Origin of the sequence: Rhizobium phaseoli, from assembly GCF_003985125.1 — a bacterium.
Lineage (GTDB): Bacteria > Pseudomonadota > Alphaproteobacteria > Rhizobiales > Rhizobiaceae > Rhizobium > Rhizobium phaseoli.
In genome coordinates this window covers 326261-346921 of sequence record NZ_ML133565.1, presented here as the reverse complement: position 1 = coordinate 346921, position 20661 = coordinate 326261, and the positions used below count along the sequence as shown (strand labels likewise).

Below are 20661 nucleotides of genomic sequence, written 5' to 3'. Positions count from 1 at the left end.
TCTTCCTCACGAGACTGGAGAACCTCTCATGACACCGCTTGCTGAAAACCCAGGTTTTGCCGTCGTCGCGGCCGTCATCGGTCTTGGCTCCATGGGACTGGGAATGGCCCGGTCTTTGAAGCGCGCGGGTCTCGACGTCGTTGGATATGACATAACCCCGGCAGCGGTGGACCGCTTCGTCGCCGAAGGCGGGCGCGGCGCAGCGACGCCAGCCGAGGCCGCCCAAAACGCCGACATCGTCGTTTCCGTGGTGGTCAACGGTGCTCAGACCGAGACCGTGCTGTTCGGGCCGCAGGGCGCTGCGGATACGATGAAGCCCGGCGCCGTCTTCATCTCGTCGGCGACCATGGATCCCGCCGTCGCGCGCGATCTGGCGGCGCGGACGGAGGCCCTCGGCCTGCTTTATCTCGATGCGCCGATTTCAGGCGGCGCGGCCAAGGCCGCACTTGGCGAGCTGACGATCATGGCTTCCGGCTCCGGCCGAGCCTTCGATGCGGCGCGCCCCGCTCTGAACGCCATGGCCGGCAAGGTCTACGAGCTCGGCGATGCCGCCGGAACGGGCGCCGCCTTCAAGATGATCAACCAGCTTCTCGCCGGCGTGCACATCGCAGCCGCCTGCGAGGCGATAAGCTTTGCCGCCAAGCAGGGCCTCGACCTCGACAAGGTCTATGAAGTCATCACCGCCTCGGCCGGCAATTCCTGGATGTTCGAAAATCGTATGCCGCATGTGCTGGCCGGAGATTACACCCCGCTCAGCAGCATCGAGATCTTCGTCAAGGATCTCGGCATCGTCCAGGATATGGCCCGTTCCGAGCGTTATCCGGCACCGCTTTCGGCGGCGGCTCTGCAGATGTACTTGGCGGCGGCCGGAGCCGGCATGGGCCGTGACGACGATTCCTCCCTCGCGCGCCTCTACGCGCAGCTTTCCGGCACGCAATTGCCCGGCTCCGCCAAAGAACCACAGAGCCGCTAAGGACTATCGACATGCCCGTTTTCGCCGCCAACCTGACGATGATGTTCAATGAATGGGACTTCCTCGACCGCTTCGACGCCGCAGCCGATGCGGGGTTTTCCGCCGTCGAATATCTGTTTCCCTACGAGGCCGCGCCGGAGGCCATCGCCGAACGACTTGCCCGCAACGATCTGCAGCAGGCTTTGTTCAATCTGCCGCCAGGGGATTGGGGTGCGGGCGAGCGCGGGATCGCGGCTCTTCCCGAACGGTTCGACGATCTCAAAGCGGATGTCGAGCGGGCGTTGGACTATGCGGCGGCGACGGGCGTCAAGCGATTGCACCTGATGGCGGGCATCGCCGACCCTCATGATCCAGAGGCCGCCGCCTCCTACCGGCGCTGCGTCGCCTACACTGCCGGCCGGCTTGCGGAAAAAGGCATCGATCTGCTGTTGGAGCCGATCAACGGGCGCAACATGCCGGGATATTTCCTCAACGACTTCGCGATCGCCGAACGGCTGATCGCCGAATGCGGCCTGCCGAACCTGAAACTGCAATTCGACATCTATCACCGTCAGATCCTCCATGGCGACGTCACCAAGGCGTTGCGGCGCCTGCTAGAGATCACCGGCCATATCCAGATCGCCAGCGTGCCCTCCCGCAACGAGCCTGATGGAGAGGAGCTGAACTATCCCTACCTGTTCAGCGAAATCGACCGGCTGGGTTATGACGGTTTTATCGGCTGCGAATACGTCCCGCGCAGCCAGACACTGGATGGCCTTGGCTGGTTCAAACCTTTTGCACGGAGCTAGACGATGGCCATTTCACTTGGATCAATAGCAGACGACTACACCGGCGCGTCCGATCTCGCCAACACGCTGACGAAGAACGGTCTGCGGACAGTGCAGACGGTCGGCATTCCCGATCCGTCGCTCGCGCTGCCGGAGGTCGATGCGGTGGTCGTCTCCCTGAAAATTCGCTCCGTTCCGGCTTCGGAGGCCGTGACCGCCGCGACCGAAGCTGAGCGCTGGCTGCGCCAGCAGGGTGCGGGCCATGTGCTTTACAAGATCTGTTCGACCTTCGATTCCACCGATGCCGGCAATATCGGCCCCGTCACCGAGGCTTTGAGCGAGGCTGCGGGCGGCGGTGGCGTGCTGGTGACGCCAGCCTTTCCGGAAACCGGGCGCACCGTCTACCTCGGCCACCTCTTCGTCGGCGGCCAGCCATTGAACGAAAGCCCGCTCAAGGACCACCCGCTGAACCCGATGCACGATGCCAATCTCGTCCGGGTTCTCGCCCGGCAATCGCGCGGCGCCGTCGGACTGATCGACCTGGCAGCCATCGCTGCCGGGCCGGCCGCCGCCAAGGCGAAGTTCGACGCCCTGCGAACGACGGGCGCGACCATGGCTATCGCCGACGCGATTTTCGAGCGGGATCTGGAAACGTTGGGCGAGATCGCGCTGGAAACGCCGGTATCCACCGGTGCGTCCGGCCTCGGCCTCGGCCTTGCCCGCGCGCTCGTCCGCTCCGGCCGGATATCCGGCAGCGCGACAGGTGAAGACGTCATTCGCCCAGTCGGCGGGCTTTCGGCGATCATTGCCGGCAGCTGTTCGAAAGCGACGCTGCGCCAACTCGACATCGCCGAGCAATCGATGCCCGTGCTGCGGCTTGATCCGGAGCGTCTGCTGGCCGCCGGTCCGGATGAGATCGCCTCGGCGATTTCCTGGGCGGGAGACCGCATTTCTGCCGGCCCGGTCGTGGTCGCCGCGAGCGCGGCGCCCGAAACGGTATCCCGGCTGCAATCGCAATATGGGCGCGAGGCCTCCGGCCACGTGATCGAGACCGCCACATCGATTATCGCCGCCGAGCTGGTGGATCGAGGCGTGCGGCGCCTCGTCGTCGCAGGCGGCGAGACCTCGGGAGCCGCAGTCGACAAGCTCGCCATCCCGGCTTTTCTGATCGGCCCCGAAATTGCGCCCGGCGTGCCGGTGCTGCGCACGGTCGGCAATAGGCAGGGCGACATGCTTCTGGCGTTGAAATCAGGAAATTTCGGCGGCGAAGATTTCTTCGGCGCAGCGCTGGCGATGATGCGGTGACAAGGTTTTGCGAAAGGCTCGGTCCTCCAGCATAAGATGCGGCGGCCGGTGATCGCAAAGCCATAAGATACTGCCTGAACCACGGCCTTCAGACGATCTGCCCGCCGGCGCTCCGGCAGACTGGCGGGCACGACATGAAGGACGCCCCCATGCAAGCAAGCCAGATCGAAATCGTCCCGTTCAGCCTCGACCACCTGGCCGCCGCCGTCGCGCTCTCCAAACAGGCGGGATGGCCGCATCGGACGGAAGACTGGCAGATGGCGCTCGCCTTGAGCGACGGGATGATCGCACTCGAAGACGACAGGGTCGTCGGCACTGTGCTCGTCACGCCATACAAGCAAGATTGCGCGACGATCAACATGGTCATCGTCGACGAAACCATACGTGGGCGTGGCCTCGGCCGCAGGCTGATGGACGCCGCGCTGCGGATCGCAGGAGACCGGCCGCTACGGCTGGTCGCGACGACGGCGGGCCTGCCGCTCTACCAAAAGCTTGGCTTCCATGAAACCGGAACCGTGCTGCAGCACCAGGGCCTTGCCCGAGAAATCCCTGCGCCTGCCGGCACTGAGGCCGCCACCGCTGACGACCTCCCTGAAATCATGACGCTCGATCGCGTTGCCTTCGGCGCCGACCGCGAAAACCTGCTCTCCTATCTCGCCAAGGTCGGCGAGTTCGCCGTCATTCGCCGCGACGGCGGCGTCTCGGGCTTCGCGTGCATGCGCGCCTTCGGGCGTGGCGAAGTGATCGGACCCGTGGTTGCAACGAACATCGAGGACGCCAGGAAACTCATCGAACATCACATCGCGAGACGCCCAGGACACTTCCTCAGGGTGGATACCACCGCCGAAACAGGACTTTCCCCTTGGCTCGCCGAACAGGGCTTCGCCCATGTCGGCGGCGGCATCGCAATGCGAAATCCATCGGCCGGCCACGCCGCCGCCCCTGCTGCCACCACCTTCGCCCTTGCCAGCCAGGCGCTGGGCTGATCGGAGACCCCATGTACGCCAACTCGCTCATCGAACTCGACCGCGCCCATCTCATCCATCCTGTGGCCTCCTACCGCAGTCACGAGAAGCACGGCGTGCGCGTACTGGCCTCGGCCAAGGGCGCAACGGTCACCGACGCCTCCGGCAAACAACTGATCGACGGCTTCGCCGGCCTCTGGTGCGTCAATGCCGGTTACGGCCACGAAAGCATCGTCGAGGCAGCAGCCCGGCAGATGCGGGAGCTTCCCTATGCAACGGCCTATTTCGGCCTCGGCTCCGAGCCGGCGATCCGGCTTGCCTCAGAACTCGCCGATCGGGCGCCTGGTGATCTCAACCATGTTTATTTCACCCTCGGCGGCTCCGACGCGGTGGACAGCACGATCCGGTTCATCCGCTACTACTGGAATGCTCGGGGACGGCCCGAGCGCGATCAGTTCATTTCGGTCGAACAGGGCTATCACGGCTCCTCGACGGCCGGTGCGGGCCTGACCGCTTTGCCCGCCTTCCATGCCGGCTTCGGCCTTCCCTTCGACTGGCAGCATAAAATTCCGTCTCATTACGCCTACCGCAACCCGGTCGGCGAGGATCCGCAGGCGATTATCGAGGCCTCGCTGGCAGCGCTGAGAAGCAAGGTCGAGGCGATCGGGCCGGAGCGCGTCGCCGCCTTCTACGTCGAACCGATCCAGGGTTCGGGCGGCGTGCTCGTACCGCCGAAAGGCTGGGTGAAGGCGATGCGCGAATTTTGCCGCGAGCACGACATCCTCTTCGTGGCCGATGAGGTGATCACCGGCTTTGGCCGCACAGGGCCGCTTTTTGCCTGCAGCGAAGAGGGAGTCGTGCCGGATTTCATGACGACCGCCAAGGGTCTCACCTCCGGCTACGTCCCGATGGGCGCCGTCTTCATGGCCGACCACGTCTATGAGACGATTGCCGAGGGTGCCGGCGCCGCCGCTATCGGACACGGCTACACCTATTCGGCCCATCCCGTCAGCGCCGCCGTCGGCCTTGAAGTCCTGACGCTTTATGAAAACGGCCTGCTCGACAATGGCGTCAAGGCCGGGACGCGGCTGATGCAGGGGTTGGAATCGCTGAGAGATCACCCGCTCGTCGGTGACGTCCGCGGCCGCGGAATGCTCGCCGCCGTCGAGCTCGTGGCCGACAAAATCAACAAGACGCCGCTGCCGGCATCCGCCGAACCCGCCCGCCGGATCTTCGATCGCGCCTGGGAAAACGGCCTCGTCATCCGCGCCTTCGGCAACGGCGTGCTCGGTTATGCGCCGCCGCTGTGCTGCACCGAAACGGAAATCGATGCGATCGTCGAGCGCACGCGTTTGACGCTGGACGAGACGCTTGAGGACCCGGATGTGCGCGGGGCGCTGCGGGTCTGAGAATAGCGCGAAACGGTTAGATTCGGTGTTTTGTGCCGCGCCAGGGCGCCTTTTCGGAGAATCCGGCGCAGCGCAAGTGACAAACTGAAACAGACGAAAGGCACGGATCACAACAAATCCGGCCTTGATACAAGAGCGGGACAACGATCCTGCCGGGAACGGAATATTCTTCTTTGAGAAGCCGCGCTCCATCGGAGCCGAACACTGGGGAATTCGCGTGAGCAAAAGTCTTCCGGAAATCAGCTACATGGGCTTCGACGAGGTCGGCTTGCTCATCGCTTCAGCCGAAACGGGACACGAGATCCATGGCGAGCGGGCGACGCTCAGCCTCTATCGCGAGGCCCACCGCTATTCAGACGATGATGACCTCTTTCCCGACGATCTCGTGCGCGCCTATCTCGCGAGCGGGACGGAGCTTGGCCTGCCCGCCGGCGGGCCGCTGCGGGAGCGGCGGCATGCCCACAAGGGCTGCGACGGCACGATCGAGCCGGCGGAGTTCACCGCACCCGATCATTTCACGTCGATGGCCGCCCCGCGGAGGCCGTGGCCACTTCGCGCGCCTGACTTTTAAAACCGGATCGGCTCGCCGGCAGGCGGCCGTCACAGAAAGAAAAGGGGAATGCCATGACCGACTTAAGGACTACGAACTGGACCCGCGCCGACGACGCAGTGGTCGAATGCGCCATCAGACGCGGCGCCACCCGCCGTGAACTGCTGCAGATGCTTCTCGCTGGGGGCGTCGCCATGTCCGCTGGCGGCGTCATCGTTGGTCGCGCCACTAAAGCGATCGCCGCGTCTCCGATCACCGGAGGACATCTCAAGGCGGCAGGCTTCACGTCTTCGACCGCAGACACGCTCGACCCGGCCAAAGCATCGAATTCAACGGATTATTCACGGTGTTCCGCAGTCTATAGCCGCCTTTCCAACCTCGACAGGTCCGGCGCGGTCGAGATGGAGCTGGCGGAAAGCATCGAGAGCACCGATGGCAAGGTGTGGACTGTGAAGCTGCGCAAGGGCGTCACCTTTCACGACGGCAAACAACTTACGTCCGCAGATGTGATCTACTCGCTCAAGCGCCACCTGGATCCCAACGTCGGCTCCAAGGTCAATGCCATCGCAAAGCAAATGACGGGGTTCAAGGCGCTCGACGATCTCACTCTCGAAATAACACTCGCAGACGCCAACGCCGACCTGCCGACCATCCTGGCACTACAGCACTTCATGATCGTCGCGGAAGGGACCGCCGACTTCTCGAAGGGGAACGGCACAGGGCCTTTCGTTCTCGAAAACTTCGAACCCGGTGTGCGCTCGCTTATGCGGCGGAACGACCATTACTGGAAGTCGAAAGGACCATTTGTCGACTCATTTGAGTTCTTCGCGATCAGCGACGACAGCTCGCGCGTGAATGCCTTGCTGTCGGGAGACATCCATGTCGCGGCCGCTATCAATCCCCGCTCGGAACGGCTCGTCGAAGGCAGGCCCGGCTTCGTTCTGTCGAAATCGAGCGCCAACAGCTACACCAACCTCAACATGCGCCTCGATACGCCCCCTGGTCAAAACAGCGATTTCGTCGCGGGCATGAAGCACTTGGTTAATCGTGAGCAGATCCTGAGGGCAGCCCTGCGCGGGCGCGGTGAAATCGGCAACGACCAGCCGATTTTCCCGGGCAACCCCTATCGCAACGACGACCTCAAGCCTAAGCCGTACGACCCTGAAAAGGCAAAGTTCTATTTCAACAAGGCGGGCGTTCTCGGTCAGTCGATCCCGGTGATCGCGTCCGAGGCCGCGAACTCCGCAATCGACATGGCGATGATCATTCAGGCCGCCGGCGCCGAAATCGGCATGAAGCTCGACGTCCAGCGCGTGCCCTCCGACGGCTATTGGGACAAGTATTGGCTCAAGGCCCCGATCCATTTCGGCAATATCAATTATAGGCCGACGCCCGACATCCTGTTCTCGTTGCTATATGCGTCCGGCGCACCCTGGAATGAGAGCCATTACAAATCGGATAAATTCGACAAGATGCTGATCGAGGCGCGCGGCTCGCTCGATCAGGAGAAGCGTAAAGCGATTTACAATGAGATGCAGGTGATGATTGCAGATGAGGCCGGCACCATCATTCCGGCCTACCTGACCGGGATCGACGCCATCACGGACAAGCTCAAGGGCATGGAAACGAACCCACTCGGAGGTATGATGGGTTATCGCATGGCCGAGCATGTTTGGTTTGAATCGTGATCGCCAAAGTAGTCTCGGGGCTGCCGCCACATTGCTGTGGCCCCTCTGCACTTTGGTCCCGATAACTGGAAGGAAGCGAGTGTGAACAAAGAGGTCCTATCCCTGGTGCTGAGCAGATTGCTCATCGCCGTGATCACCTTGGTCATCGTCTCGTTCGCGGTCTTTACAGCGACGACGCTCCTGCCGGGGGATACTGCTTCGATCCTTCTCGGCCAGGCTGCAACGCCGGAGGCCGTCGCCGGATTGCGCGCGGCCATGCATCTCGACGACCCGGCGTTTCTGCGTTTTATCTATTGGATGGGCGGACTGCTATCGGGTGACCTGGGCACGTCCTACGCCAACAACATGCCGGTCGCCGACCTGATCGGCGGCCGGTTCGCGAACTCGATGAAGCTTGCGGGCGTCACGGCCTTGTTCGCAGTACCGATTGCATTGACGCTCGGCATCACCGCCGCCATGGTAAGGGGCTCGCTTTATGATCGAGCGGTCACCGTATTTACGATCGGCGTCATATCGGTACCGGAATTCATGATAGCGACATTGGCTGTCATGTTCTTTGCAGTCTATTTGCAATGGCTGCCCGCGATTTCACTCACCAACGAAGTCCACACTATCACCGACATAGTGCGCGTCTACGCGATGCCTGTGATCACCCTCACCTTCGGGGTGTCCGCGCAGATGATCCGCATGACGCGGGCTGCGGTGGTGGAAACACTGAATACACCCTATGCCGAAATGGCACTATTGAAGGGTGCCTCACGAAGCCGCATCGTGTTGAAACATGCGCTGCCAAACGCCCTCGGTCCGATCGTCAACGCAATTGCCCTCTCGCTTTCATACCTTCTGGGCGGAGTAATCATCGTCGAAACGATCTTCAACTATCCCGGCATCGCCAAGCTGATGGTCGACGCCGTCGCCACCCGCGATCTCCCGCTCATCCAATCCTGCGCGATGATATTCTGCGTCGGCTATCTGATCCTGATCACGACGGCCGATATCATCGCTATTCTTGCCAACCCGAGGCTACGATGATGACCACGATCGAAACACATGCGCCAAAGCGTCGGAAATTCGCCTATCGCATCAACCTGGTCGGTGTGGTCGGCTTCGCCGTCATTGCTTTCTGGGCAATCATCGCCGTCATTGCTCCCTGGATCATCCCCCATCCGGTGGGTGAGATACTCGATTTTGACTATTTCGGCCCCATGAGCCAGCAGTTCTGGCTTGGTTCAGACTATCTGGGACGTGACATGCTTTCGCGCATCCTGATGGGCGCGCGCTATACGGTCGGCATTTCGTTAGTCGCGGTTAGCATCGCGTGCTTCTCGGGCGTCGTGCTCGGCATGATCGCGGCGGTATCTGGGGGCTGGGTCGACACCTTTCTCAGTCGCTTTCTCGATGCCATGAATTCCATTCCAAGCAAGCTTTTCGGCCTCGTGGTCGTGGCGGCGGTCGGATCGTCCATTCCCGTTCTGGTGCTGACACTTGCGGTGATCTACACGCCCGGCTCCTATCGCTTCGCCCGGGCTCTCGCAGTCAACATCAATACGATGGACTTCATCACCGTGGCCCGCGCTCGCGGCGAAGGTATAGCTTACTTGGTTGCGTCCGAAATCCTGCCCAATATTGTCGGGCCGGTTCTTGCCGACCTGGGCCTGCGCTTCGTCTTCATCGTGCTGCTCCTGTCGGGTCTTTCGTTCCTCGGGCTTGGCGTGCAGCCGCCCTACGCGGATTGGGGAGCCCTGGTGCGCGAGAATATCGGCGGCCTCCCGCTCGGCGCACCCGCGGTGATTTTCCCCTCGATCGCTATCGCCACGCTGACGATCAGCGTCAATCTGCTGATCGACAACCTTCCTCAAAAAATACGCGATCGGAGCGAATGATGGCCAACCTCGTCGAAATCCGTGACCTCAAGGTCGAAGCCAAGACCGACTCCGGCCGCATCGTCGAAATCATCCGTGGCGTCAGTTTCGAAGTCGCTGAAGGGGAGATCGTCGCTCTGATCGGTGAAAGTGGGTCAGGCAAGACGACCATCGCTCTAACCCTGATGGGCCATGCCCGCGCCGGCTGTCGGATCAGCGGCGGCTCCGTCGTGCTCGCCGGTCAGGACATGGCAAGCCTTCCGGAGCGAAAACGGGCCAATATCCGAGGAACCGTCGTCTCATATGTACCACAAAGTGCCGCCGCGGCCTTCAACCCGTCACAGACGATCATGGAACAGGTCATCGAGATCGCTCGCATCCATGACCTGATGCCCGCCGAAGAGGCCCGCACCCGCGCGGTAAGCCTATTCAAGGCGCTCTCGCTTCCCGATCCGGAAACGATCGGTTCCCGTTATCCACATCAGGTTTCCGGCGGTCAGTTGCAGCGCCTCTCGGCCGCGATGGCCCTGATCGGTGATCCAAAACTTGTCATCTTCGACGAGCCCACGACGGCGCTTGATGTGACCACACAGATCGAAGTGCTGCGCGCCTTTAAATCCGTAATGCACAAGGGTCGCATCGGCGGCGTGTACGTCTCGCACGATCTTGCCGTAGTGGCCCAAATTGCCGATCGCATCGTTGTCCTCAAAGGAGGCGAAGTCCAGGAGATCGGAAGCACCGAGCAAATCCTCAGCAGACCGCAGCATCCCTATACCAAGGAGTTGTTAGGCGCTTTCAAGCCGGAAGCGCGGGCCAAATCCCCTGACAAGCAGCAGAGCAAAGCGATTCTTCAGGTGCAGGACCTTATCGCAGGCTATGGACCCATCCAGGCCGATGGCACACCCCTCGTCAAAGCCCTGAAATCCGTCAGCGTCGAGGTTGAGAGCGGTTGCAATCTGGGAATTATCGGTGAGTCCGGCTGCGGCAAATCCACCCTGGCTCGAACGATTGCCGGCATCATTCCTGCGACCGCGGGCAAGATCACCTTCAATGGACAGACGCTGGCGCCAGCCGCCGGCGCCCGTACGCGAGAACAGTTGCGAGAGCTGCAGATCGTTTTCCAATACGCCGACACCGCACTCAATCCCGCCAAATCGATCAGCGATATTCTCGGGCGACCGTTGGCCTTTTATCACGGCATGACAGGTGAAAAGCGTGAGAAGCGGATCGACGAACTCCTGGATATGGTTCGCCTGCCCCGGGCCTTGAAGCACCGGCGCCCGTCAGAACTGTCCGGGGGTCAGAAGCAGCGCGTCAACTTCGCTCGCGCGCTCGCTGCCGAGCCAAAACTGATCCTGTGTGACGAGGTTACGTCGGCACTTGATACCGTAGTTGCCGCAGCCGTCATCGACCTTCTCAAGGAACTGCAGCGGGAGCTTTCCCTCTCCTACATTTTTATCAGCCACGACCTCTCCGTGGTCGAGGCGATCTGCGACGAAGTCGCGGTGATGTATGCGGGCGAAAAGATCGAGCAGCTCCCTCCCTCGGCCATGAGTAGCAGCGCGAGCCACCCCTACTCACAGCTACTGTTCTCCTCCGTCCCCAAGCTCGACCCGGCCTGGCTCGACGGCCTCAAGCAGGATCCGAAGCTGATCCGCGCCGTCGGAGGCGGATAATTGCGGGAAGGAGGCTCTCGGCGGCAGGTGCGACTTGACGATCGGCGAGTTTCAGCGCACGTGGCGCAAATATTCGTCGATGCCACATCCATTGTTCATCAGGTCGCTCCACGATTTCCTGATGTTCGCCGCTTTTGCTGGTCGCCAGTTGATCCTTGGATGAGCAGTGCGCCTCTCACCTCTGCCGCGGCGCCCCTGAACGAGGGCGAACCCAGCTCAACCATCCGTTGAGCTGCCGGAATATCGACGGGTTACCTAGCCTCTCAGGGCTTTCCCCGACGTCGCGCTCTTCAGCGCTGAGGACATATGCAGCACTCCAAGTTCGGGACTAGCTAGTATTGGCACCGGTGTGCCTTTCATCTCGCTCAGCGCATTTGCCATCGATGCTTGAGCTAGAACAACCACGTCAACGTTGCCCAACAGAGCAGCGAGGCCTTCACGTATCAGCGCATCATGCGCCGCTCTGTCTCCGTCCCGCAGTTTCTCAAACGCCCCTTCGCAGAGATGACTTGTAAGGAGAATTTCGCGACTCATTCGCTGAGCATGGCTTTCGATCAAGTGGGTCGTGGGGCTCAATGTTGTAAACAGCGTTGCGAGGACGCCAATTCGATCTCCGCATTGCAAGGCCCCAATTGCCACCCCATCATCTATACGGAAGAGAGGTACGGGGCAGAGTGGCATTGCCGCATCCACTGCAGGGCCGAGCGACGAACAAGTAACGAGGACTGCGGAAGCCCCCGCATCCACCGCTGACCAAATGTGAGTCGCAAGCCGCCGCATGGTCTGACGTGATAGCGCGCCTTCGCGGATCGTGTTCCCCAGCAAGCTCTCATCCAACATGTTGAACGGGCGCCAACCGGGCAGATGGCGGCTAACGAGTTCGTTGAACGCGGGGATGATCCCGGGGACCGTGTGGATCATGGCAAGCGCAGGGGACTCATGAGTGCCTGTAGTCATAGCTAATATCTCGGTTTTTGATTGCGCACGCTCTTTATGGTGAGACTGTAGCAGCAGGGGTGACATGCACCTGATCAGGGCATCTGTCGTGCTCGACGGCAAACCAATTCAAAAATCGCTGTCGTCAGACCACGCTCTGTAGCTTACCCGCTCGACCGTCCTAGCTGTGACTGTCGCGCCGCCGAAAACGGAATTTCCTGCCGCCCCTGCATTTGCATTCGATACATGCTGCTCGCCTCCGCTCGGTAGCTTCACATGACCTGCCCTGTCCGTCGGGAATTTCCTGCGTCCGGCAGAAGGCGTCATCGAAATGCATCCGTCCGAACGGCTAGGCTTGGGCGCTTCCCGCCCGACTCGCACGTCGTTCCGGTACCGGAACTTCACTAGGGCTATCTCGTCGAAATCGATGCGATAGCCGTCATTGCCTCAATTGCTCCCGCCGGAGGAGCAGGAAACAGTGCCGTATAGATCGGCCGCCAAAATCAGTTCAGGTCAGCCCCCATGTCTCCAATTGTCAAGCGCATACCGAACGATCAAGAGCTTCCCGCAAAGGCTGATGTTGTCGTCATTGGCGGCGGCATTATTGGTGCAACGGCAGCTTTCTTTCTCGCGGAGCGGGGACTGTCCGTAGCTCTGGTCGAAAAGGGCTATGTCGGCTGCGAGCAGTCGAGCCGCAACTGGGGTTGGTGCCGGCGGCAGAACCGGGATGCACGCGAGTTACCGCTCTCGGGCATCGCTTTGCAAGCCTGGGATGAGTTTGCGGCTAAAATCGGTGAGGACGTGGGCTTCCGCCGATGCGGTCTGCTTTACGCTACGGATAATCCGCGGCAACTGGCGGAATGGGAAGCATGGCGTGAGACCGCCCGGCAGTTCAATGTCAATACGAAGATGCTCAGCGCAAAGGAAGCGGCTGCCACGATCCCGGCAAATGGACGCCGATGGGTCGGCGGCGTGCATTCGATCGATGATGGCAAGGGCGAGCCCGCCATCGCCGCGCCGACGATCGCGAACGGCGCTCGCAAATTTGGCGCGACGATCCACCAGGAGTGCGCTGCGCGAGGCCTCGATCTGGTCAATGGAGCGGTGGCGGGGGTCATCACCGAAAAGGGAACCATCCGGGCACAAGCCGTCCTTTGTGCTGGCGGTGCCTGGACGTCGATGTTTTGTCGCCAGCACGGCGTTGTGTTTCCACAGGCGAGCGTGCGCCAGACAGCGCTTCGTACGCGGCCCACGAAGGATCTGGGCGAGGCGATCTATACGCCGGACTGCGCGCTGACCCGCCGGTTGGATGGCAGTTACACGCTTGCGATCAGCGGCAGGGCAATGCTGGATATCACTCCACAAGGCATTCGCTACGCCCGCTGGTTCATGCCGATGTTCATGAAGCGTCTGAAAGCGGTGCAGTTCGGCATCGGCAAATCCTTCCTCCAAGGTCCGGAGGCATTCGGAAGCTTGAACAAGAGTAAACCGTCGGCCTTCGAGCGGATGCGCGTTCTCGACCCGCCGCCGAGCCGCCGCACGATCGCGGCCATTTTGAAACGGGTCACCAAGCAGGTTCCTGCGTTGGCGGGCGTCGAAATCGCCGACAGCTGGGGAGCCTACGTGGACTTCACGCCGGACGCGGTGCCGGTCATCTCGCCGGTCGATGGTGTGAAGGGCCTTTACCTGGCCGCGGGCGGCTCCGGGCACGGCTTCGGCCTCGGCCCGGGCATCGGCCGCCTGGCCGCCGACCTCGTTGCCAACGATGCACCCTGTGTCGACCCCACCCCCTTCCGCCTGTCGCGCCTGGTGGACGGTTCGAAAGTTAAGGTAGGTGCCATCTGAACGTGAGTGCCGGCCAGCAAGAGGCCGTTGATATACGCATGGAAGGAAGCTAGCGAAATGGATTACGACGTAATCATCATCGGCGGCGGCCTCGTGGGCGTATCGATTGCCTGGGGTCTGTCCACGTGCGGACAAAGGATTGCCGTCATCGATGAAGGCGATGTGGCAAACAGGGCGGCACGGGCGAATTTCGGTCTCGTATGGAGTTCAAGCAAGGGCCTCGGCAACGCCGCCTATTCGCAGTGGTCGCGACTCTCGACTGCAAACTGGCACCAGTTGGCGGCCGAACTCAAGGCCGAAACCGGCGTCGACACTGGATTCGTCCAATCGGGCGGCTTCTCAATTCGGCTCACGTCTACGGAGCTGGAACGCGGGATCACATCCATGGCGAAGCTGGCCGGCCAGCCCGGAATGGAGGCGGAAGGAACCCCACCGCTCGAATATGAAATACTCGATCAGGCGGAGATGCGTCGCCGCTTGCCGCTGGTCGGCGAGACCGTGGCAGGGGCGATTTTCAGCCCGCTCGATGGACACGTCAATCCGCTGCGGCTGTTCGCAGGCTTTCATAAGGCGCTTAAGCAGCGTGGCGTTCATTATCTGCCGCATCGGCAGACGATTGCGATCAGTCATCGCGCAGGTACGTTCGAATTGGCCGGAGACGGGTGGCGACTCGGTGCCGGCAAGATCGTCCTTGCTGCCGGGATCGGCAACACCGCGCTCGCTCCGATGGTCGGGCTGAACGTTCCGCTCTCGCCCAGCCGCGGCCAGATCATTGTGACCGAGCGGCTGAAGCCTTTCCTAAGCCATGCCACCGGCCATCTGCGGCAGACAGACGAGGGATCGGTGCTGATCGGCGAAAGCAAGGAAACCACAATCGATCACCAGCGGCCGCGCGGGCCGATTACTGCGGTCCTCGCTGAGCGCGCCGTGCGCACATTCCCACTTCTAAAGGACGCCAGTGCGGTGCGGATCTGGGCCGCATTCCGAGTGGTGACGCCGGACGGCTACCCCATTTACGAGCAGTCAGAGAGGTTTCCTGGTGCGTTCGCATGTGCCTGCCATTCCGGCGTGACTCTGGCGGCCAATCATGCGCTGGTCCTGTCGCGGCAGATTTCAGCCGGCGCGCTTTCTGACGATCTTTCCGCATTTCATTCCCGGAGGTTCCATGTTCCGGCGGCTGCCTGACCGAAAGGAGAGTTCAATGTCATTCACATTCAACGGCATGCCGACCATGGCCAGACAAGGCGATAGCGTTGCCGCCGCACTGTTGGCCGCGGGGTATGGCAGCACGCGTAGCAGCCCGGTCTCCGGCGCCGCCCGTGGTCCTTACTGCATGATGGGTGTCTGCTTCGAGTGCCTCGTCAAAATCGATGGCCGGCCGAACCAGCGGGGTTGCATGACCAACGTTGCGGAGGGGATGCGGATCGAAACACAGGAGGGCGCGGCCATGCCGAGGCAGGAAGGGTGATTAGAAACATTCAGTCTGCCACCGATCTCGCGCCTGCCTATGACGTCGTCGTCGTTGGCGCGGGCCCCGCCGGCCTCTCGGCAGCCATCGAAGCCTCGATCCACGGTCTCGCGGTTTTGCTCGCCGACGAAAATGAATCCCCTGGCGGGCAGATTTATCGGTCGGTCGAGCATGCATCAGATGCCGACCTCGCCTGCATGGGGCCGGACTACGCTGCCGGGCGGAAGCTCATCGAGCGATTTCGGCAAGGAAACTTGAGCTACGCCCCCCGTGCGACTGTGTGGAGTGTCGGGCCTGCTGACGAAGAATTGGACGGCGCGCATCCGCTCGAGGTCGGGATTTCCCTCGGCGGGATTGCTCGACCGATCGCCGCCCATCGGGTGATCCTCGCAACAGGCGCGCTCGAACGCCCGTTCCCGTTCCCAGGGTGGACCATGCCGGGTGTCATGACGGCGGGAGCGGCGCAGATCTTGATGAAGTCGTCAGGTCTCGTGCCGTCCGGGCGCACCATCCTCGCCGGAACCGGGCCGCTGCTGTACTTAGTGGCAAGCCAGCTTCTCCGGGCAGGCGTAGATGTGATCGCAGTTGTCGACGCCACGCCACGCGAGAACTGGCGTACGGCTCTCGTTCATCTGCCCGCCTTTGTCACCTCACCCCATGCCCTTAAAGGCCTGAAACTTCTCTTCGATGTTCACCGGCGGGCGCGAGTCGTTCGCGGGGTGACCGCAATCGAGGCCGTTGGGCAGGAAAAATTCAGCGCTCTGCGCGCGAGCAGGGGCAAGAATTCTCTCGAGATTGAAGGCGACCTTCTCCTCCTGCACCAAGGAATCGCGCCAAACCTCAATCTCACGCTAGCGGCGGGATGCGATTACTATTGGGATGAGCATTCGGCGGTTTTCCGCCCGAGCGTCGATGCCTGCGGCGCAAGTTCCGTTCCAGGTGTTTCGATCGCCGGCGATGGTGCCGGCATCGTCGGCGCGGTTGCCTCCGCACTCCAAGGGGAGTTGGCTGGCCTCAATGCCACATTCGACTTAAACCTCATTGACCGAAATGCCTACGGAGAGCGTCGGACACGGCTCACTCGAGAGCTAGCTCGTGCCATGAGAGGCAGGACGTTCATCGAGCGTCGCTTTCGTTCTGGCGAGAAATTCCGGATTCCAGAGCACGACAGCACCATCGTCTGCCGCTGCGAAGAAATTACGGCTGGCAAGCTGCGCGAGGTTGCAGCGCTCGGCGTGCCGGGCCCGAACCAGATGAAGGCGTTCACACGATGTGGAATGGGCCCATGTCAAGGCCGGCTGTGCGGCCTGACTGCGGTCGAACTGCTGGCAGAATGCCGTGGCGGCTCGCCCAGCGAGGCTGGTTACTATCGGCTGCGCCCGCCCATCAAACCAGTGACGCTGGGCGAGCTAGCCGCTTGGCCGCACACGGATGCAGCCATCGTCGCTGTCGCCGGATTCTTAGAAACGCGGCGCTGATGGCGCACAGGACACAATCCATGGGCGCCACCAAGGCGCGGGCCGCACTCTCTGCCAAAAGCTGAGCGCAATATAAAATAATCTGCCTGGGGCTCCGCGCATATGGCTAATAAAGCCAAAACTCGGCGATTATGATGATGGCGGAATTGGGCGGAATAGTCGAAGCGGTGGTTGAATCAAGAAATAGAGAGCTGGTGCATGAAAACGCTGCTGCTTAAAAAGGACGAGGTCAGTCGGCTGATCAGCGTGACGGAAGTCATCGCTGCCGTGGAAGAGGCGTACAAGGCCTTTAGCAGTGATCAGGTTGAACAACCTGACTATATGGGGATAGATCTCCCGTCGCCTCGGGGGGAAATCGACTTTAAGCTTGGCTACTACAAAGCCAATGAAATAATCTCCATGAAAGCCTCTTCCGGCGGGTTCATTGATAACCCGACTGCACACGGAGTGCCCAATGGCATGGCGACGATTTTCCTGTTCGACGCCAGGAGCGGTGCGTTGATTTGCGTTATGGATGGAAGTTTGATTCTTGGTCTCAGAACGGGAGCGTCTGGAGCCGTCTCCGTCAAAGCGCTGGCGAGGAAGAACGCCACGACGGTCGCATCGATCGGCACTGGCAATCAAGCGAGAATGCAAATCCGTTCGATCAACGAGATCATGAAGATCGAGGAGATCCACGCCTGGGACAGCAACCCCGACACGCTCTTCAAATACAAGACGGATATTGAAAGCGAGCTTGGCATTCCTGTCATGATGGCGAATTCCAAAAAGGAGGCCGTCGAGCAGGCCGATATCCTTGTTACCACGACCCGCGGAAAAGGCTCGCTCGTAGAGGCGGGTTGGGTCAGGCCCGGCACGCATATTGTTGCGATCGGCACGGATCAACAGGGCAAGCAGGAATTGGATCCAGAGATATTCAGGAACGCAAAGCTAGTCGTCGACTCGATGGCGCAGTGCACCGAGAAGGGCGAAACCTGGCATCCCCTGAACAAGAATATCATCACCAAAGACGACATTCATGGTGAAATCGGCGAGATATTGCTGGGAAGGAAACCTGGACGAGAAAGTGATGACGAAATCACGATCTTCGACTCCACGGGCATGGCCATACAGGACAATACGACAGCCAGCAAAATTTATCATAACGCCGTAGCCAATAACGTCGGCACCTTCTTTCAGTTTTTCGAGCAATGACCATGCGCAATTTCCCCACCATTCACGACATCCGTGAAGCTCAAGAGCGGCTGAAACCGCACGTCAGACATACCCCCCTATTGCGTGCGGACAAGATCGAGAAAGTGGTTGGTTGTCAGCTCTATCTCAAGCCCGAAACCCTGCAGATTACTGGCGCGTTCAAGATCCGCGGCGCTCTGAACAAGGCTCTCTCGCTCTCCCGAGAAGAGATCGCCAACGGGATCATCGCGACCTCGTCGGGCAACCATGCCCAAGGGCTCGCTTATGCCGCCAGGATGCTGGGTGTGAAAGCGATTTTGGTCCTTCCGGTCACCACGCCCAAGATCAAAATCGAAAACACCAAGGCCCTCGGAGCGGAAGTTATTCTTTTCGACGGCGATACCGCCGCCAGATGGAAAAGGGTGTATGAAATCGCCGAAGAAAACAGGTACGCGGCTGTTCACGCTTTTGAGGACCCCATAGTAATGGCCGGTCAGGGAACGATCGGTTGTGAAATATTGCAGGATCTGGAGGATGTGGATACCGTCATCGTTCCCGTGGGGGGCGGAGGGCTGATCTCGGGAATCGCGACCGCCATCAAGGAAACGAACCCATCCGTGCGGGTCATAGGCGCGGAACCTGCGTTGACACCGAAGTATTTCCATAGCCGGATCAACAAGGAGCGGACAACGCTTCCCTTGAAGAACACCATTGCCGATGGCTTGAGGATAAGCGTCCCGGGGCAAAACCCCTATCCCATTATCGAAAGATATGTGGACGAGATTGTTCTTGTTGACGACGAACACATCATTGCCGGGATGCGTGCCCTTGCCAAAGATGCAAAATTGATCGCTGAACCGGCCGCCTCCATTGGAATCGGAGCCTTGTTGGCAGGCAGCATACACGTGAAGCCAGAAGAGAAAGTCTGTACGGTGCTGTCCGGCGGGAACTGGGATCTACACGACCTGGCCGAGATCTACAATTAGCGCTGTGATCCATTCAACTTCGGTCAATGCACCACCCGGTCGCCGTTGAAGGTCTGCGATCATCCTTTGGCAAATACAAGCTGTCCGCCGTTCGGCGTATCGCGGACTGCGTTCGTCGGCAGACCAAGCAACAGATTGGAGCCATCAATGATGCATGCCCACAGGTTCTATATCGACGGTGAGTGGATCGAACCCTGCGTCTCGAAAACACTCGAAGTCATCGATCCCTCGACGGAGCAGCCGGCGGGCACGATAGCGCTCGGCAGCGCCGCCGACGTGCAGAGGGCGGTCACGGCAGCGCGGGGGGCGTTCGCCTCCTTCTCTCAGACCTCCAAGACCGAGCGCATCGATCTGCTGAAGCGCATAGTGGATATCCTCAAGCGCCGCAATGACGAGCTCGGCGATGTCATCTCGCGGGAAATGGGCGCTCCCCTCGCCATGGCCCGGGCAGAGCAGGCCGGTATCGGAGCTACCCATTTCGAGCAAACGATCAAGGCCATCGAGACTTTTGCCTTCGACTACATGCAGGGCTCTACCCGCATCGTACACGAGCCTATCGGGGTCGTCGCGATGATCAGCCCCTGGAACTGGCCGATCAATCAGATCGCCTGCAAGGTCGCTCCAGCGCTCGCTACGGGATGCACGATGGTCCTGAAGCCATCGGAGATCGCTCCGTTCAGTGCCGTGGTCTTCGCCGAGATCGTGGATGAGGCCGGCGTGCCGAAAGGCGTCTTCAACCTCGTCCAAGGCGACGGACCTACTGTCGGAACCGCACTGGCCAGCCATCCGGATGTGGATATGGTGTCCTTCACCGGCTCGACGCGGGCCGGCATTGCCGTGGCACAGGCGGCGGCACCGACCGTCAAGCGAGTGCATCAGGAACTCGGCGGCAAGTCGCCGAACATCATCCTGCCCAGCGCCGATTTCGCCGCCGCGGTCAGCGCTGGCGTACGCCGCTGCTTCAGCAATTCCGGCCAGACTTGCACCGCGCCAACGCGGATGCTGGTGCCGGCGGAGCGAATGGAGGAAGCAGGCTTGATCGCCGCGAGGGAAGCGGCTGCGCTCGTCGTCGGCCCGCCCTCGGATCCACGCACCGACCTCGGACCGGTCGCGAGCGGCGCCCAGTTCGACAAGATCCAGACGCTGATCGAACGCGGCATCGCGGAAGGAGCGGAGCTCGTCGCCGGTGGTCCTGGGCGCCCTTCGCATCTCAATTCCGGCTATTACGTGCGCCCGACCGTGTTTGCCCGCGTCACCAACCAGATGACGATCGCACGGGAGGAGATCTTCGGCCCGGTACTGTCGATCATCGGCTATGATAGCGAAGAGGAAGCGATCGCGATCGCCAACGACAGCCCCTACGGTCTGGCGGCCTACATTCAGGGAGATCCGCAAGAAGCGCGGGCGCTCGCAGGCAGGCTGCGCGCCGGCACTGTTCGCCTCAACAGCTGCGCCTGGGACAGCGCCGCCCCTTTTGGCGGCTACAAGCAATCAGGCAACGGTCGGGAGTACGGCAAGTTCGGACTGGACGAGTTTAGCGAAACCAAGAGCATCGTCGGCTTCTTGGACGAGTGAAATGT

Annotated in this window: 18 protein-coding genes; 17 read left to right on the top strand and 1 reads right to left on the bottom strand. The window is 61.1% G+C overall.

What is annotated here, in order from left to right; translation table 11 throughout:
* The first annotated feature begins 28 nt into the window (after positions 1–28).
* The 10 genes from ltnD (at position 29) to EFD56_RS01565 (ending at position 11195) form a co-directional block, all read left to right on the top strand.
* Complete coding sequence (gene ltnD / locus EFD56_RS01610) at positions 29–973, top strand: L-threonate dehydrogenase (RefSeq protein ID WP_126904463.1); 945 nt, start codon at positions 29–31, stop codon at positions 971–973.
* Between the two features lie 11 nt (positions 974–984).
* Positions 985–1761, top strand: a complete 777-nt coding sequence (gene otnI / locus EFD56_RS01605; RefSeq protein ID WP_064824004.1) for a 2-oxo-tetronate isomerase — start codon at positions 985–987, stop codon at positions 1759–1761.
* Between the two features lie 3 nt (positions 1762–1764).
* A complete protein-coding gene (gene otnK, locus EFD56_RS01600; protein ID WP_064824005.1) occupies positions 1765–3045 on the top strand; it encodes a 3-oxo-tetronate kinase in 1281 nt (426 codons plus the stop codon).
* A 149-nt stretch (positions 3046–3194) separates the two neighbouring features.
* Entirely contained in the window at positions 3195–4031 is an 837-nt protein-coding gene (locus EFD56_RS01595; protein WP_085781750.1) for a GNAT family N-acetyltransferase, read from the top strand.
* Positions 4032–4042: 11 nt separating this feature from the next.
* The gene (locus EFD56_RS01590) at positions 4043–5419 is read left to right on the top strand and encodes an aspartate aminotransferase family protein (RefSeq protein ID WP_064824006.1); all 1377 of its coding nucleotides are present in this window, start codon (positions 4043–4045) and stop codon (positions 5417–5419) included.
* A gap of 217 nt (positions 5420–5636) precedes the next feature.
* Positions 5637–5990 (top strand): hypothetical protein, encoded by a 354-nt coding sequence (locus tag EFD56_RS01585; RefSeq protein WP_225881203.1) that lies wholly within the window; start codon positions 5637–5639, stop codon positions 5988–5990.
* Positions 5991–6043: 53 nt separating this feature from the next.
* Positions 6044–7657 (top strand): ABC transporter substrate-binding protein, encoded by a 1614-nt coding sequence (locus tag EFD56_RS01580; protein WP_126904462.1) that lies wholly within the window; start codon positions 6044–6046, stop codon positions 7655–7657.
* Positions 7658–7738: 81 nt separating this feature from the next.
* Positions 7739–8689, top strand: a complete 951-nt coding sequence (locus tag EFD56_RS01575; RefSeq protein WP_037117862.1) for an ABC transporter permease — start codon at positions 7739–7741, stop codon at positions 8687–8689.
* Positions 8686–9540: an ABC transporter permease gene (locus EFD56_RS01570; RefSeq protein ID WP_037117864.1), complete on the top strand. Its 855-nt coding sequence runs from the start codon at positions 8686–8688 to the stop codon at positions 9538–9540. The genes EFD56_RS01575 and EFD56_RS01570 overlap by 4 nt, the downstream gene beginning before the upstream one ends.
* Positions 9540–11195 (top strand): ABC transporter ATP-binding protein, encoded by a 1656-nt coding sequence (locus tag EFD56_RS01565; protein WP_037117866.1) that lies wholly within the window; start codon positions 9540–9542, stop codon positions 11193–11195. The genes EFD56_RS01570 and EFD56_RS01565 overlap by 1 nt, the downstream gene beginning before the upstream one ends.
* A 255-nt stretch (positions 11196–11450) precedes the next feature.
* On the opposite strand, the gene EFD56_RS33075 is transcribed toward EFD56_RS01565, so the two are convergent.
* Positions 11451–12152 (bottom strand): aspartate/glutamate racemase family protein, encoded by a 702-nt coding sequence (locus EFD56_RS33075; protein WP_126904594.1) that lies wholly within the window; start codon positions 12150–12152, stop codon positions 11451–11453.
* Positions 12153–12653: 501 nt separating this feature from the next.
* Between EFD56_RS33075 and EFD56_RS01550 the strand changes: the two genes are divergently transcribed.
* From EFD56_RS01550 to EFD56_RS01520, 7 genes are all read left to right on the top strand, one after another.
* The gene (locus EFD56_RS01550) at positions 12654–13976 is read left to right on the top strand and encodes an NAD(P)/FAD-dependent oxidoreductase (protein WP_126904461.1); all 1323 of its coding nucleotides are present in this window, start codon (positions 12654–12656) and stop codon (positions 13974–13976) included.
* A gap of 57 nt (positions 13977–14033) precedes the next feature.
* Positions 14034–15161 (top strand): NAD(P)/FAD-dependent oxidoreductase, encoded by a 1128-nt coding sequence (locus EFD56_RS01545; RefSeq protein ID WP_126904460.1) that lies wholly within the window; start codon positions 14034–14036, stop codon positions 15159–15161.
* A complete protein-coding gene (locus EFD56_RS01540) occupies positions 15142–15444 on the top strand; it encodes a (2Fe-2S)-binding protein (protein ID WP_126904459.1) in 303 nt (100 codons plus the stop codon). The genes EFD56_RS01545 and EFD56_RS01540 overlap by 20 nt, the downstream gene beginning before the upstream one ends.
* Positions 15441–16922, top strand: coding sequence for an NAD(P)/FAD-dependent oxidoreductase (locus EFD56_RS01535; protein ID WP_206513398.1), 1482 nt, complete (start codon positions 15441–15443; stop codon positions 16920–16922). Before EFD56_RS01540 ends, EFD56_RS01535 begins: the two co-directional genes overlap by 4 nt.
* 198 nt (positions 16923–17120) lie before the next feature.
* On the top strand, positions 17121–18116 hold the full coding sequence (locus EFD56_RS01530) for an ornithine cyclodeaminase family protein (RefSeq protein WP_126904458.1): 996 nt from the start codon (positions 17121–17123) through the stop codon (positions 18114–18116).
* 2 nt (positions 18117–18118) lie between these two features.
* Entirely contained in the window at positions 18119–19081 is a 963-nt protein-coding gene (locus EFD56_RS01525; protein ID WP_126904457.1) for a threonine/serine dehydratase family protein, read from the top strand.
* A gap of 147 nt (positions 19082–19228) precedes the next feature.
* Positions 19229–20656, top strand: a complete 1428-nt coding sequence (locus tag EFD56_RS01520; RefSeq protein ID WP_126904456.1) for an aldehyde dehydrogenase family protein — start codon at positions 19229–19231, stop codon at positions 20654–20656.
* The last annotated feature ends 5 nt before the right edge of the window (positions 20657–20661 follow it).

Bases quoted from the DNA above. Each gene is read 5' to 3' on its own strand.
- EFD56_RS01530 (WP_126904458.1), top strand. From the start codon at position 17,121: ATGAAAACGCTGCTGCTTAAAAAGGACGAGGTCAGTCGGCTGATCAGC.
- EFD56_RS33075 (WP_126904594.1), bottom strand. From the start codon at position 12,152: ATGACTACAGGCACTCATGAGTCCCCTGCGCTTGCCATGATCCACACG.
- otnK (WP_064824005.1), top strand. From the start codon at position 1,765: ATGGCCATTTCACTTGGATCAATAGCAGACGACTACACCGGCGCGTCC.
- EFD56_RS01520 (WP_126904456.1), top strand. From the start codon at position 19,229: ATGATGCATGCCCACAGGTTCTATATCGACGGTGAGTGGATCGAACCC.
- EFD56_RS01595 (WP_085781750.1), top strand. From the start codon at position 3,195: ATGCAAGCAAGCCAGATCGAAATCGTCCCGTTCAGCCTCGACCACCTG.
- EFD56_RS01550 (WP_126904461.1), top strand. From the start codon at position 12,654: ATGTCTCCAATTGTCAAGCGCATACCGAACGATCAAGAGCTTCCCGCA.
- EFD56_RS01525 (WP_126904457.1), top strand. From the start codon at position 18,119: ATGCGCAATTTCCCCACCATTCACGACATCCGTGAAGCTCAAGAGCGG.
- EFD56_RS01570 (WP_037117864.1), top strand. From the start codon at position 8,686: ATGATGACCACGATCGAAACACATGCGCCAAAGCGTCGGAAATTCGCC.
- EFD56_RS01540 (WP_126904459.1), top strand. From the start codon at position 15,142: ATGTTCCGGCGGCTGCCTGACCGAAAGGAGAGTTCAATGTCATTCACA.
- ltnD (WP_126904463.1), top strand. From the start codon at position 29: ATGACACCGCTTGCTGAAAACCCAGGTTTTGCCGTCGTCGCGGCCGTC.
- EFD56_RS01545 (WP_126904460.1), top strand. From the start codon at position 14,034: ATGGATTACGACGTAATCATCATCGGCGGCGGCCTCGTGGGCGTATCG.
- otnI (WP_064824004.1), top strand. From the start codon at position 985: ATGCCCGTTTTCGCCGCCAACCTGACGATGATGTTCAATGAATGGGAC.
- EFD56_RS01565 (WP_037117866.1), top strand. From the start codon at position 9,540: ATGGCCAACCTCGTCGAAATCCGTGACCTCAAGGTCGAAGCCAAGACC.
- EFD56_RS01580 (WP_126904462.1), top strand. From the start codon at position 6,044: ATGACCGACTTAAGGACTACGAACTGGACCCGCGCCGACGACGCAGTG.
- EFD56_RS01590 (WP_064824006.1), top strand. From the start codon at position 4,043: ATGTACGCCAACTCGCTCATCGAACTCGACCGCGCCCATCTCATCCAT.